Source organism: Acinetobacter sp. RUH 2624 (assembly GCF_000162375.2).
Taxonomy (GTDB): domain Bacteria; phylum Pseudomonadota; class Gammaproteobacteria; order Pseudomonadales; family Moraxellaceae; genus Acinetobacter; species Acinetobacter nosocomialis.
The window spans coordinates 1,093,987-1,108,648 of record NZ_KI391939.1; the positions used below are offsets into that span (position 1 = coordinate 1,093,987).

General features: G+C 39.1%; 8 protein-coding genes and 1 pseudogene. 3 read left to right on the plus strand and 6 right to left on the minus strand.

Features of this window, described 5'->3' with window-relative positions; all coding sequences use genetic code 11:
* Positions 1-4: 4 nt before the first annotated feature.
* Positions 5-625 (plus strand): ATP-binding cassette domain-containing protein, encoded by a 621-nt coding sequence (locus HMPREF0014_RS11885; protein ID WP_004887264.1) that lies wholly within the window; start codon positions 5-7, stop codon positions 623-625.
* A gap of 46 nt (positions 626-671) precedes the next feature.
* On the opposite strand, the gene HMPREF0014_RS11890 is transcribed toward HMPREF0014_RS11885, so the two are convergent.
* A complete protein-coding gene (locus tag HMPREF0014_RS11890) occupies positions 672-2,276 on the minus strand; it encodes a PepSY-associated TM helix domain-containing protein (RefSeq protein ID WP_020992228.1) in 1,605 nt (534 codons plus the stop codon).
* Between the two features lie 2 nt (positions 2,277-2,278).
* On the minus strand, positions 2,279-2,569 hold the full coding sequence (locus tag HMPREF0014_RS11895) for a hypothetical protein (RefSeq protein WP_004887261.1): 291 nt from the start codon (positions 2,567-2,569) through the stop codon (positions 2,279-2,281).
* 413 nt (positions 2,570-2,982) lie between these two features.
* Here HMPREF0014_RS11895 and HMPREF0014_RS11900 point away from each other — a divergent pair, with 413 nt between their 5' ends.
* Positions 2,983-3,714, plus strand: coding sequence for a 4'-phosphopantetheinyl transferase superfamily protein (locus tag HMPREF0014_RS11900; RefSeq protein ID WP_004887259.1), 732 nt, complete (start codon positions 2,983-2,985; stop codon positions 3,712-3,714).
* Between the two features lie 42 nt (positions 3,715-3,756).
* Here HMPREF0014_RS11900 and entS read toward each other — a convergent pair whose 3' ends face one another.
* The 4 genes and pseudogenes from entS to fes all read right to left on the minus strand — a co-directional run bounded on the left by entS (position 3,757) and on the right by fes (position 13,612).
* On the minus strand, positions 3,757-5,007 hold the full coding sequence (gene entS, locus HMPREF0014_RS11905) for an enterobactin transporter EntS (RefSeq protein WP_004887256.1): 1,251 nt from the start codon (positions 5,005-5,007) through the stop codon (positions 3,757-3,759).
* Positions 5,004-12,155, minus strand: a complete 7,152-nt coding sequence (locus HMPREF0014_RS11910) for a non-ribosomal peptide synthetase (protein WP_006580916.1) — start codon at positions 12,153-12,155, stop codon at positions 5,004-5,006. Before HMPREF0014_RS11910 ends, entS begins: the two co-directional genes overlap by 4 nt.
* Positions 12,156-12,167: 12 nt before the next feature.
* Positions 12,168-12,383, minus strand: a complete 216-nt coding sequence (locus HMPREF0014_RS11915) for an MbtH family protein (protein WP_004708805.1) — start codon at positions 12,381-12,383, stop codon at positions 12,168-12,170.
* A gap of 29 nt (positions 12,384-12,412) precedes the next feature.
* Positions 12,413-13,612: pseudogene (gene fes / locus HMPREF0014_RS11920) on the minus strand (enterochelin esterase).
* Between the two features lie 265 nt (positions 13,613-13,877).
* On the opposite strand from fes, the gene HMPREF0014_RS11925 reads away from it, so the two are divergent.
* The gene (locus HMPREF0014_RS11925) at positions 13,878-14,648 is read left to right on the plus strand and encodes an SDR family oxidoreductase (protein ID WP_004887251.1); all 771 of its coding nucleotides are present in this window, start codon (positions 13,878-13,880) and stop codon (positions 14,646-14,648) included.
* Positions 14,649-14,662 lie beyond the last annotated feature (14 nt).

Sequence of the window (14,662 nt, forward strand, 5' to 3'; positions counted from 1 at the left end):
GATTATGTTGATTGATTGCCGTTTCCAGCTACACATGGGTCAATTTCATATTGAGCCTAGTTTCCAGTCCGATGCTTCTGTTATTGGGCTATTTGGTGCATCGGGTTCAGGTAAAACGTCCATTTTACATGCCATTGCAGGGCTGAACACTCCGCGTAGTGGAATCATTAAAATACAGGGCCAAACATGGTTTGATTCAGGTCAAAAAATTAACTTGAGCACGCAAAAGCGGCATGTTGGATTGGTTTTTCAAGATGCTCAGCTTTTTCCGCATAAAACGGTAAAGCAAAATTTATTATTTGGTCTTAAGCATCTTTCCCAACAAGAACGTCACTTTGAAGCAGATTACATTATTGAATTATTAAAGTTAGGGCACTTATTACAACGTATGCCTATCAAACTCTCAGGAGGGGAAAAACAGCGCGTGGCACTGGGTCGAGCATTGTTATATTCACCTAAGCTGTTACTACTAGATGAGCCGTTATCAGCATTAGATGCGAATCATAAAGCTGAAATTATTCCTTTTTTTCAGAAGGTAAAAGAGGAAATAAAAATTCCGATGATTTATGTAAGTCATGATATTCAAGAAATTAAACAACTGACCGAAACAATGTGGGTTTTATAATTTTTCATATTTCACACATTATTTCAGCCATGTTGATTTATGGTTGTTAGCTAGCCCATAAACTGCCCGTTGGAGCAGATTTTCGGCGATCTTGGGCTTGTTGATAAAAACGCCAGAAAGCGAACGCAAAAATGACAGCTAAGAAATCAACTACTAAGATTTCTCCTCCATGGACCCATAAGCCACTTTGGGGAATGAAGTAGGCTAAAAGAGATGTAAGTGGAATCGCAAATAACACAAAAACCAAGGTTAAGAGCAGTTGTGGTAAAGCTTTTGCGTAGCCAATCACAAAGGTATAAATCAAAGTCAGTAGGAAAATCGCATAATAACCATACATGAAGACGTGATTTATACTTTCAATGTTGAGTGTAGCGAAAAGCCAACGACTAGCTAACATTGTGCCTACGACAGCTAGAACACACCCTAAACATGCACCTATAGTTAAGTTCGCGAGGAACACCACATCTTTACGTTGAACAGGAACAGAGTCTTCAGCACGCTTTTGTTTACGTGCACGAGTTTCAACCCAAAGAATGTTCCCTGTGTAAAATAGGAAAGCGCCACCGACACCTAACACAAAATAAATCCAACGTACGCCCGTACCCCCAAAACTTCCAAAATGTAGGCTAAACATGGCATTGATTAACTTATTACCTCCATCAGTCTGAGTATTAATACCTTTATGGTTAAAGTGCTCAACGGCATAGGGGTTCATACGCATAAAGTCTTGATTTGCGCCACGTAACATCTGATCGGGGCTATACAAGGCTATACGTGCATTGGCTTTTTCAGGTTTATCGAGGTTACTGAACTGGATATAGTCAACTGAATATTCAGGTGCTACTTTTTTTGTTTGAGCTAATATTTGCTGCACATCTATTTGTGTTTGTTTAGGTTGAATAAGCGCAGGGGGAGAACGCTGAAAAACTGGCTGTCCTTTGAGTGCCAGCTGACCAATCGCATCGTAAAAAAAGTCATGAAAAGCAAAGACAATAACGCTAATGCTAATAATGATGTGAAAAGGTAAGCTCGTAATTCCAATCACGTTATGTGCATCTAACCAAAAACGCTTTTTATTTTTACCAGGACGGATGACAAAGTAATCCTTCACCAAAGTTGGTAAAAGAATAATCACTCCTGAAAGTAAAGCAAGAAAATATAAAATCGAAACCACGCCCATCACGTAAAGTCCTAATCCGTGATGACCTGCCATGCCGGGTATGCCTGCTGTTTCATGCAACTGTTCGATTAGCCAGCCTGCTTTAGATAAGTTTTCCTGAGCAACGATTAACTGACCTTTATCGTCTAAGCTTGCCATCCACGTAGACTGAGCAGTATTAAAGCCATCTCCACGTTCATGTTCACTCCACGTAATAGGCGCGTAGTGAAATTCATTAGACGATAAATTTAGTGTGAAGTTCTTTTGTGCAGCAGGATAGGTAGCCTGAACTTTTTGAATAAGCTCATTATATTGGTTGGGGGAAACTTTAGGTAAAAATTGCTGCGTTGGCGTAGCCCACTTACTAATGTGGTGCTGAAACATGCTAAGCCCACCAGCAAAGAAACAGATAAAAAGCAAAATCCCTGCACATACACCCACCCAAGTATGCATGCTTTTTGCTAATTTCATAATGTCTGAACGTACTTTCATGTTTAACCCCGCAATACGAAAATACAGCTATACGCTAGGGCATTCGCAATGGATAAATAGATCAGTGCTTTTTGTCCGGTCGTAAAAAAATAACTGGCAAACATAATAGGCATCCAAACCCAAGGCACACTCCACATTCCCAATTGCACTAATAAATCCATGGCAACATAAGGACGACCTAATAGAACTACTAAATTGCCAACCGCGATGGAAAGACTTAGTCCTAAAACCCCGCCAGCAAAAGTTTTACTCCACCAGTCTGGCTGGATAGGAGACTGAATTTTAGCTTTCATGAAACCAATTTCCGTTTAAAAAGCGCTATAAAGGGAAGAAACGACCATGCAAAAATGATGAGCATGAACCAGCAGAAAGCAGCAACAACTTTTGGTAAGCTCGCAAAGAGTGCAATCAATCCAACACTCAACAGTACTAGACCCAAATACTTAAATAGAGCTGGAAGATGGTGAGACAACAGATTTTGATTGCTATGACTACAATAGATACTGACCGCTCCTAACAGGGTCAAAAAAAGTCCTATAAGTTTCATAATCGATGTTTATAAGTAAATTAAAGTCAAAATTTACCCAACAGTATAAGTAAATAATAATTATTATCAAATGATAAGTATAATTATTTATTAAATTGCGGCTCGTAAGTTAAGATAAGAGAGAACATATTAAAAGTATTTATTTTGAAGCCAAATACAGTGAGTCATTATCTATATATTCCTGAACAACTCAGCAAATCAATTTATGAAATTTCGAGCTCTATTTTTTTCACATCGGGGCTATTCTGTTATGGGGTAGACTTATCAAAAACACAGCATTTGCATATAGATCAACAGTTAGAGCATCCCCTAAAAATTGCTCAAGCGCGTATCGAGCGTAAAAATGAGTACTTATGTGGTAGGGTCTTAGCACAGGCTGTTTTAAATCATCATTTCAGTTTGAATCAGCCAATAACTTCTATGTATGAACATTTGCCCATTTGGCCAAATCATATTTTGGGTAGTATTAGTCATTCACAAAATAAGTTAATTGTTGGGCTATCAAATAACGCGATTTATTTGGGAGTTGATATCGAGCACTGGGTAACTTCAGAATTTGCAAAAGAAAGTGCACACCTTATTTTAGCGCCATCTGAGCTTGATTTATGGAGCTGTAAGGCGACTAAGTTTTTTGATTTTTCCCGATACGTAAGCTTAATTTTCTCTGTAAAAGAAAGCCTATATAAAGCAGTTTATTCCACAGCAAAGCAATATATTGATTTCCTAGAGGCATCTATTGTTGATATTAATTTTGACAATCAAACATTAACGTTAGCTTTTACATTAGAAACTCAACAGCGTTATCAACTTTTAGAACAATATCAAGGGGGATGGGTTGTAGAACAAGACTGTGTTATGACTTGGGTTTATCAAGCAAGCTATTCTGTTTAAAGAAAAAGAAGGCAACGCATTGCCTTCTTTTTTATTTAGATTTTAATTTTCTTGTAGTTTAGGATCTTGAAATCCGGTTTCACGCATATCTTGAGAATGGAATAAGAACATAAATCCTACCGCAAAACTTACTATCCCAAAGAAGAGAATACTTCCTGATATTGGTAAAAACCGAGTTAAAAGGCCTAAAGTTGTTGTGGCAATTGAATCCCCTAAAGCATCTTGTGCAAGCCAGATAGCATTAATGCGTCCTAAATATTCATCAGGTGTATGTCCTTGCACAATGCTGTATTGAAGCAAGTTCGCAATCGACATCAAATATCCGAACAAACATAAAATGGGCAAGGTCACCAGTAACCAAGGAGAGAGCCCAATCATAATCATACAACCAAAAACACCTAAGCAGGTATAGAGCATGACTAAGCCGGGTCTGAGTAAACGTGTTGTCCATCCACTGAGTAAGGCACCCAAGGTTGAACCTAAAGGAACAGCTGAATACATAAGTCCGAGTTCAAATGCACCGCCGTGGAAAATTTCATCTGCCATTTGTGGAAAAATAATTCGAATAGCACTGCTAAAACTAAGCAATGTTCCAATTAAAATGGTGCTACCGACCACTTTATTTTTAAAAACAAACTTGAACCCTTGAGCTAATTGTCGAAGAGGACTTTCACCATTTGATGTATGTTGCGGTTTAAGTGCAGGCAATCCCATCAATAAAAATACAGTAAGTAAAGTACCAACCGTTGAGACCCAATACACAGTTGCGACACCACTAGCAGCAATTAAAATACCGCCGATTGCTGGTGAAATCACGGTTGCAAGACGTACGGATACCATACTAATCGCACGAGCTTGTACGATATTTTCACGCCCTACAATCACAGGCATGATTGCCATCATTGCAGTTACACCCAGTGCACCAAAGAAACCATCCCATGCGGATAGAAAATAAATGGCATAGAGTGAAGGGTGCTCAAACATGGCATTGATGGCGAGACCAGCAAAACCTAAACCACACACACCACGTGCTAATAGAATCAGCCATTTTCGATCTTTGCGGTCTGAAAGTAAGCCACCAAGTAATATACCAATAAACATGGCGATGCCTTCAAAAGCCATAGCAACTGCAACATTTAACGAACTACCCGTAATTTCATAGACTTGTTTTGGAATAGCCACGACCAACATGCCAATGGTTAACAATGACAATGTGCGGGCAATAAATACATGTCGGAAATGAGCATTACGTTTTAAAAGAGTAAAATCGGTCAATATAGATTTGAAGCTCATGGCGTGTGCTCCTCTAAACCGCGTGCCTGACAGATCATGCGGTTTAAAATCGGGCCAAGTGTTTCAAGCTGCTGCGGTGACAATATATCAGTATGGTCTGCTTCGCTTAGTCGAACAATATTGAGTTTTTTAACTAAGGGTGACCATTGTTGTTCTGGTTGGATATAGGGTAGCAAGTCTTTTTCAGCGACAACTAAATGTAGTTCACCATCAAAATGTGGCATTTTATAAGGTTTTAATAAACGGACGGCATCGCGATAGTTTGCGAAAATATCCTCTTGTAAACGCCGTGTTTCTTCACTTAATGCCGTATCTGCATCGGCTAAAATATCATTAAAGAATTGAAGCTGCTCTTGTTCAGCTTCAGCATTCATTTCCTCTACTGACAAATCTAACCACTGATGAATTTCAGCAGGGTAAGTGTCTAATAAGCCGAGATAATCAACTTTTTCACCTTGTTCAATTAACTTCGCTGCAACCGCATAAGCCACCGTACCGCCAAGTGAATAACCTAATAAAGTATATGGGCCTGTTGGTTGTTGCTTGCGAATAATCTCAAGTTGTTTTTCAACCAGCTCATCCATATCTGTACTATTTGCCAATAAGCCATCTGGGCGAGGTGACTGCAACCCAATAATTGGTAAATCAGGATGTAGATAACGGTTCAATACCGTATATTGCCATGCGGAACCAGAACCTGGGTAAAAACAGAACAATGGATGCGCAGAGCCAGAACGGATCGGTAAAATGGGTTGCATGCCAGTTTGTTCGACTTCTGCCAAACGTTCTTGTGTAAGAAGTAAAGCCGCCAAACGTTGAATTGTGACATGACTCATCAACTGACCTATTGGAATGGTCCGCTTAAATACCTTTCGGATTTCAATTGCAAGCTTCATTACTAAAATAGAATGTCCACCAAGGGCAAAGAAATCTTCATTCACACCAATATTTTGATCCGTATTTAAAACTTGCTGGAAAATACGTGTCAGTTCGTGTTCAAAAGCAGTGGTGGCGTACTGTTTTTCTGTATTTGTAGGATTAATTTTTGGTTGCGGCAGTGCTTTACGATCTAGCTTCCCATTATGACTTAATGGGAATTTCTCAACTAGCACATAGTGTGTAGGCACCATATAAGCTGGAAGCTGTTTCGCTAATTGTTTCTTTAACTTCTCAATATCCACAGGTGCTGTTGTTTGCAAGTAAGCAACCAACTGAACATCAGCTTTATTTTGTTCAGAAGAAATAGGATGTACAACTACATCAAGGCTGCTGATTAAGCACAATTGCTGTTCAATTTCACCCAGTTCAATACGCTGCCCACGTATTTTTAACTGGTCGTCAGCACGGCCCACATATTGAATACTGCCGTCTGCATGCCAACGGGCAATATCACCAGTGCGGTACATGCGTTGACCTGCTGCAAATGGGTTTGCCACAAAACGTGTTGCTGTTAAGTCCGCTCGATGTAAATAACCCATAGCCAGTTGGTGGCCTGCCAGATAAAGCTCACCATCTACTCCAACAGGAACAGGGCGTAAGTATTGATCCAAGATATAAAGCTGGGTATTCCAGACTGGATAGCCAATTGCAACGCTACTTTCTTCTGGGTGTAATCCCAGTGTTGCATCCATATAACTCACATCTACCGCAGCTTCTGTTGGGCCATATAAGTTATGCAACTCACAGCTAAAGTGCTCGGTAAATGATTTTGCTAAAGCCGTTGGTAATGCCTCACCACTACAGAATACTCGGCGGATTGGCAAACTTTGGAGCTGAGCAGATGACAAAATTTCGGTGGCAGCATTTTCAAAAACAGCCAGCATTGAAGGTACAAAATGTAATGTCGTTATCTGATATTTTTGAATAAGGCTTAATAATGCCAATGGATCACGGTGTGCATCTACAGGTGCCATAACCAATCGTGCACCTACTAAGTACGACCAGAAAAATTCCCATACAGAGACATCAAAAGTGCATGGCGTTTTTTGCAAAATCGTATCGTTGGCTGACAGTGGATATTCTGATTGCATCCATAAAATACGGTTCACAATGGCGTGGTGAGAAACCATGACACCTTTGGGTTGGCCTGTTGTACCCGATGTATAGATTAAATATGCTGGATGTTGTGGGGTAATAACTGTCGTTTTATAACTACTTAAATCAACCTTTGTTTCATCAAATAAATCATTAAAAGCAAAGGTAGCTATTGATGGATGGGCAATAGCAGCTAGATCTTTTTGTTCACCAATCACAAGTTTAGATTTGGCATCCTGCAACATAAATTTGATGCGCTCAGACGGATGTTGTAAATCAATAGGTAAATAAGCTGCACCTGCTTCAATCACCGCTAAAATAGCAATACTGAGTTTGATTGATCTTGGCAGGGCAACGGCAACTATGTCTCCAGCCTGCACGCCCATTTTTTGTAATTGCTGAGCTAAAGCACAAACTTGAAAACGTACGTCACTAAAACTGAGCTGATGATGTTCATCACATAACGCTGTTTTGTCGGGAGTATTTCGAGCTTGTTCTCTGAGTAATTGCTGTAAGGTTGTTGGAGGAACTTCATGTTGAGTTTGATTAACTTTCTGGATTAAATCACGCTCCCCAGCAAGTTGTAAGCAATAGTGACCTAGACAAGTCTCCGGTTCATTTAATGCGATTTCAATTAATTGAACCATTCGCTCAAGAAAATGCTCAGGCTGATCAATTACACCACGCTGTTCGAGCAACAGCTCAATTTGATGATCAGGGATGACCAGTAACGCAAGTGGATAGTGACTATAACCGCGATTTGTGAGCTTTGAAATTGCAGCATTACCAAGTTTTTGCTGTAAATATTGGCTATCTGGGTAGTTTTCTACAACTAGCAAACTATCAAAAAGATTGCCTTGAGCTATTAACTGTTGAATACCGTGTAGGCCTAAACCATCATGTTCTAAATGCTCAACATGCAATTGCTGTAAATGAGGTAATTGTTCCCAAAGTGATTGCTGCATGTTGAGCTTCACACGCACTGGAATTGTATTTAAAAATAATCCGATTTGCTGTTCTAAACCATTAATAGGTGCTGAACGCCCAGAAACAGGTGTACCAAATACAATATCTTCACGATGAGCATAAATATTTAAGGTTATTGCCCAAATCATTTGCATGAAGACATTAAGCGTGATGCCTTGCTGGCGTAATTTGTGCTGAAGTTTTGCACCCAACTCAGCACTTAAACGATATGAAGTTTCCTGTACAGCTTTCTGTGGTTGATTAAATAAAATAAGTGGCTGCAAATCAGCTAAATCACGTTGCCATATCACTTTTGATATTTCATGGTCACGTACAGATAAGGCTTTAATGACCTTTTCATAACTATGTTCAAGTGCAGGCAATGGCTGGTTAACTTGCTGATAGGCCTTAATAAAATCATGTAAAAATAGTGGAGTTGACCAGCCATCTGTTAACAGATGATGCACCATAATCAATAGTTCTGACTGTTCAGGAGCATGTTGAATTAAAGTCGCCCGAATCAGGCCATAAGGTTGGTCAAGGTGAATCGGCTGCTGTAAGACTTCTTGAATGCTTTGCTCAAGCAGATCGGGAGTGACTGAACAAAACTGAACTGGCCAAGCTTGAGTAGGGTGTAATGAATAAATAAAAACAGGTTCTTCAGCTAATTCGCTATCAAAATGTCCACCTAGTTGAGGATGACGTTTTAATACAGTAATCAACGCTTGCTGCAAACGTACCGGATCAATGTCTCCATTTAAGCTAAGACGAGTAAAAGCATTATAATTCGATTGTTTTTCAACTTGAGACAAGAACAGCATGCCTTTTTGCAAAGGAAGCAAAGGTAAAATGGTGCTGTTTTTACCATATTTTTCTTGAACCTTTTGTTCTAGTTCAGCTGAAAATAACGGTTTTGAAATGGCTGCTTGTTGCTCATCTAGTCGGGTGAGTTGCTGTGCTATAGCGGCGACTGTTTTAAATTGGAATACATCACTTGGTCTTAAGCCGTACCCACGTTGGCGCAATTGAGTACAAAGCATAATCGCAGAAATACTATCACCACCTGTCATAAAGAAGTCGTCATCAATTCCAATAGCATCAAGCTTAAGAACAGATGCAATAATTTGACATAGAAGTTGCTGTTCAGGTGTTTCGGGCATTCGGCTATGGGCACGAATTTGAGGACGTGGTAGCGCCTTTTTATCGACTTTGCCGCTTACATTTCGTGGAAATTCGGACATAACCGTTAGGGCAGAAGGCACCATGTACTCAGGTAAGTTTTGACGTAACTGACTTAGATATTGCTGACTTAATTGCTCACTGGTTTTTTCATCAAGTTCAATGTTTTTGACTACACAATAACCGAGTAAACGATGACTATTATTAATCGGTTCTGCAATCACGACAGCACTTTCAACATTGGCTAAAATCGAAAGCGCATTTTCAACTTCACCAATCTCCACACGATAACCACGAATTTTAATCTGGTCATCACAGCGTCCCATAAATTCAAGTTTACCCACGCTATTCCAGCGAACTAAATCACCTGTACGGTACATACGCTGTCCATGTTCAAATGGATTTGCTACAAAGCGGGCAGCACTTAAGTCCGCGCGACCTAAATAACCGTTGGCAATCCCAAAACCAGAAATATAAAGCTCACCAATAACGCCAGTCGGGCATCGTTGTAAATGACGATCGAGTACATAGGCTTGTGTATTACCAATAGGGTTACCGATAACAGGACGAGCTGTCTGTTTTAATTCTGCTCGGAAAGTATCAACCGTATATTCCGTTGGGCCATATAAGTTATGAGCAAAAAGTTCAGGCTGAGCATTAAGTTGTTGCCATAAAGCTAACGGTGCAGCTTCACCACCAATTAAAATAAGCGTTGGTTGATGCTGGTTTTCAGTAAATAAACCATTCGTCATCATTTGCGCACAAAAAGATGGCGGTAAATCAAGTGTATCGATTTGTCGTTGCTGAATCTCTTGCACTAAACCAAATGCATCACGCCGCATATTTTCATCAAAAATATGTAGCTCTTGGCCCCATAACATCCAGAAAACTTGCAACCAAGATGAGTCAAACGAGAAAGAGTGTGTATGCGCTGCACGTAGTGGACGGTTAGGGAAACGCTGATTTACAGCTTCTAATACAGGCCAATAAATAGTTGGTTTATGTGTTAAAATAAGGTTAAGTAAAGAACCATGTGTATTCATTACACCTTTAGGACGGCCCGTACTTCCCGAGGTAAAAATTACATAAGCGACGTCTTGGAAATTAAATTTACGATTTTCGGCAGGAATATCACTCGCATCTTGCTTTCGGATTTGTATTTGAACATCTTCATGATCAAGATATAACTGCGGAATATTTTGCGGTAGCTTTTGTGCAAGTTCTTGAGTGGTTAATACAAATAATGGGTTGGCATCTTCACACATCATTTGCATACGATCGATTGGATAATCTAAATCTAGAGGCAAAAAACTCGCACCAGAGTTTAGTACAGATAACATCACCACAACTGAGTCAATCGAACGAGGAATAGCCCCAGCAATAACCTTTTGCTTTTTAGCACCATTTTCTTGTAAAAAACGAGTCAATTGATTCACGCCTACTGCAAGCTCAGCAAAACTAAGATGCTCAAGATTTGGACGTTCGCCACTCACGATTGCCGTACGTTCGGGATACTTTTTAACTTGTTCATAAAAAATATCTAGAACATTATTATATTGTTCAGGATGACTAATACGCGGACCAATACCACTTTGAGTCAGGGCAGCAAGTTCCTGCTGTGGGGTAATATTAAAACTATTCCATTGTTGTTCTGGTTGAATCAGCGCTTGTTCAAGCAATAGAGTTAAACGTTGCCCATGCATAAAGAGCTCATCTTGTGTATAGCGCTCTGCATCTGCACGCAGTTCTATAATGAGTTCTTGATCTTGAACAATAAAAGAAAACTCAAAATCATCAATTGGACCTGTAGAAATGTGGTGTGTTTTAACTTTTTCACCATCCAACACCAGATCTTGGTCAAAAGCTTTATAGTTTAAAATAGGGCCATACATTCGTTCATGAATGTCGATACTATTTAAATCTCTTAAAATTTGTTCAGCATCATATTTCTGATGTGGACGTATCTGTTGCAATTGTGCCTGCACATGCAGCGCTAAGCTCGCCCAACTGTCTTTTTCACTCACACTGAACTTTACCGGTAAGACATTTACCGCGGGTAAAGTCGAGCGAATTGCTTTTGAACCTAAACGGCGCATAAATGGAATACCGACAACCAATTCTGCTTTGTCGGTCATTTTGTAAATATATTGTAATGACAATGACATCATCATGTCATTCAAACCAACTTTGAGATTTGAAGCAATCTGTTGTATCAGGGCTAAAATTCCTGAAGAAAAACGAAGATGATGTTTAACAAATTGTGCAGTAGTTTTTGATGCTAAATGATGCGTACTTAAAGTGACAGGACTTGGTAAATCTTGGCAATATGTCTTCCAGAAATTTTGATCTTGCTTAAATTGATGACTATTTTCATAAGCTTGACGTTCATGAATAACCTGTTGAACATCAATAAAAGGCGAAGGGTTAAGAGCTTTTCCTGCTTGCAAGTGCTGGTACAAATCAACAATACGTTTTGTCAGGTTAATCATACTAAAGCCATCCAGCATGATGTGATGATAACGCTGATACCAATACACTTTATTATGAGTAATAAATAACACTTGACGATATAAGTGATTATCGGTTTCTTTGAGTGATTTTGCGCATAACCGATCGGTTGGCATCCAATCCCATAGGCGTTGCTGAGCTTTTTTAGGTGTTAAATGACAAAAATCAAACTCCTCTATTTGTATTTGGACCTGATGATTAAGCTCAATAAAAGGTTTTGACGGGTCAGATGAATATGAAGCAATAACGGTATCAGCCTCATTTAAACCGATTTGAATGGCTTGTTTAAATAATGAAAGATCAACTGATTTAGGCAGTTCAAGACAGTGTGCAATGGTATATAGATCGTTAATAGAACTTAAATGGTCGGCTAGAAATATCCCCAATTGTGTAGAAGCCAGCTCAAAACGTGTTGGACCAGAAAGATCTTGGGTAAACTCATTATGTAATGCTTGATTCATAGCTGCTCTCCATTACGCTTGCTGAAAAGGATTAATGGTTAACCAATGCTTTTCTACATAAGCAATGCATGAAGACCGTGTGTCAGGACCATACTGCACATCCCATCCAGACGGAACGGGATGCTGCGCAGGCCATAAACTAAATTCACCTTGCTGATTTTTTAGAACTTGAAAAGACAAACTTTCGTTATCAAATGGATTGATATAATTTTCCTGTAAGTTACTCATAGTATTGTTATCCTTGATGAAACAAATGGTTATAGTGAAAGAAAAACTTGCAATGCTTTAAGTAAGTCTGGGCGCCAGTTCACAGGATCATGGCCTCCTGCAAAACATTGGAAACTCACGTCATTAAATGCTTGCAATTGTTGGTAAAGTTGAAGTGCATCTTCTTGCATATCGGTTTCATAGATGCCTGCACTGATATAAATCTGTGCTTTTTGAGATAAAGCATTTGGAGATTTTTTAACGAATTCTAAAAGGTTACCTATGTGTTCTTTGGCTAAAGCACTTTTTGAAAAATCCGACCACCAATACGATCCGGATTGCAAAATTAGCCGCTGAAAAATATCTGGATAAAGCAGAGCGCTATAAAGTGCACATAACCCGCCTAGGCTTTGCCCACACAATGTGATATTTTGATGTGAAATAAAGGTGTATTTTTGAATAAGTTGTTCAATTAACTCATTTAAAAGTGCCTGACAAAACAGATCATGACATCCGTAATCTCGCTGACGTTGTTGGCTATTTAAACTATGAACAAAAACATAAACTGCTGGTCGAATCTTAGATGAAACAGTTAAATGTTGAATTTCAGGAAGAAGAGAAAGCTCTCGACTCCAGATTTGGCCATCAAGCAAAATAATTAATGGCAGATTTTCTTCTGTTAATTCACCACTAATAAAAATATCAACCAACTAATCTTGTTGGCATAAGCGACTTGACCATTTAAATGTCTTTGTAATTCGGCAATCGTCTATTAAAGATTTTGTGTTTTTGAGTTGAATCTGATTGATATAACGCGCTAAATGTCCTGTATAAACTGCTTGGTGGCTTAAAGGATCAATTTGAGCGTTTTCCTTTAGTTGTGTTTGCCACCACTGACGTCGAGTAGTAGTACAGGTTGAGTTTGGAGCTTCATCTTTCGTGACAACTAGAACGTAACTCCCAGACCAGTCTAGAGGAAGTTCTATTTCAAAAAAGTACACATCCGTTCCAGCTATATGGCTAAAACGATTCCACTTTTCATAGATAGAAGGGCTCTGTGAATAGATATCGATGTAAACACCAATACTTTCTTTAGACTCAGCACTACGCCAAACAAAGGTACATAGCGCTTTATTTTTTTGTAGGTTAACGAGTGGGCTACCTACTTTTTTAATGGTATTCCACCAGAGTTCACTCCCAACATTGAGTTGTTGAAATAGGGGATGTAAAGGATGAGAAAATGGCTTCATTTTGAGTCCATCTTGACAAGAAAGCGCGGTCAAATTATCAAAATGATTCTCATTAGTAAATGAAAACAATTATCATTATAATCAATAAAGAAATGCTTATTTTTATAATATTAATTAAAAACAATAACTTAATTTAAAATTATGGTTAATAAATAGCTGGATTTAGATTGTAATCATATGTTTGATATTTATTGCACTTGATAATAATGATAATTATTTGCAATTATGTTGCGCAATTTAATATCGCTTCAAACAGGAGTTAAATATGAGCTCTACCATCGTGGTCACAGGTGCTGCAAGAGGTATTGGAGCTGCTATTGCAAAAAAATTATTGCAGCAAGGGCATCAAGTGATTGGTATTGATCAACAGGAAAACCCAGAACAATGGGAAATCATTCAAAAGCTAGAAAACCATGAAATATCACGTTGGCAAGGAATTTCACAAGACATTACACAGCAACAAACTACTCAAAATTTAATTGCAGAGCTTTTGGAAAAGCACAACATTACAGGATTAGTAAATGCAGCGGGCGTATTAATTATGCGTTCTATGCTTGAAGCAAAACCGGAAGATTGGCAAACACTTTTTGCGGTGAATGTCATGGCACCCATCGCAATTAGTCAACAACTTGCCAAGCACTTTTGTGAAAAAAAACAGGGAAGTATTGTCACTATTAGCTCAAATAGTGCACGTATGCCACGTATGCAGCTCGGCATGTATGCAACGAGTAAAGCGGCACTGAGTCATTACTGCCGTAATCTTGCACTTGAAATCGCACCTCATCAAGTCAGACTCAATATCGTTTCGCCAGGTTCTACTTTAACGCAAATGCAACAACAGCTTTGGACAGACAATTCGCCTCCACCTGCTGTTATTGATGGCGACTTAAACCAGTACCGCACTGGCATTCCACTTAGAAAACTTGCCCAGCCTGAAGATATCGCTAATACCGTTAGCTTTTTACTTTCAGACCAAGCAGCACAAATTACTATGCAAGAAATTGTGGTCGATGGGGGAGCCACATTAGGCGTTTAAATATTAATTCATCA

Coding starts and splice junctions, on each gene's coding strand:
- HMPREF0014_RS11885 (WP_004887264.1), top strand. CDS start 5: ATGTTGATTGATTGCCGTTTCCAGCTACACATGGGTCAATTTCATATT.
- HMPREF0014_RS11890 (WP_020992228.1), bottom strand. CDS start 2,276: ATGAAAGTACGTTCAGACATTATGAAATTAGCAAAAAGCATGCATACT.
- HMPREF0014_RS11895 (WP_004887261.1), bottom strand. CDS start 2,569: ATGAAAGCTAAAATTCAGTCTCCTATCCAGCCAGACTGGTGGAGTAAA.
- entS (WP_004887256.1), bottom strand. CDS start 5,007: ATGAGCTTCAAATCTATATTGACCGATTTTACTCTTTTAAAACGTAAT.
- HMPREF0014_RS11910 (WP_006580916.1), bottom strand. CDS start 12,155: ATGAATCAAGCATTACATAATGAGTTTACCCAAGATCTTTCTGGTCCA.
- HMPREF0014_RS11915 (WP_004708805.1), bottom strand. CDS start 12,383: ATGAGTAACTTACAGGAAAATTATATCAATCCATTTGATAACGAAAGT.
- HMPREF0014_RS11925 (WP_004887251.1), top strand. CDS start 13,878: ATGAGCTCTACCATCGTGGTCACAGGTGCTGCAAGAGGTATTGGAGCT.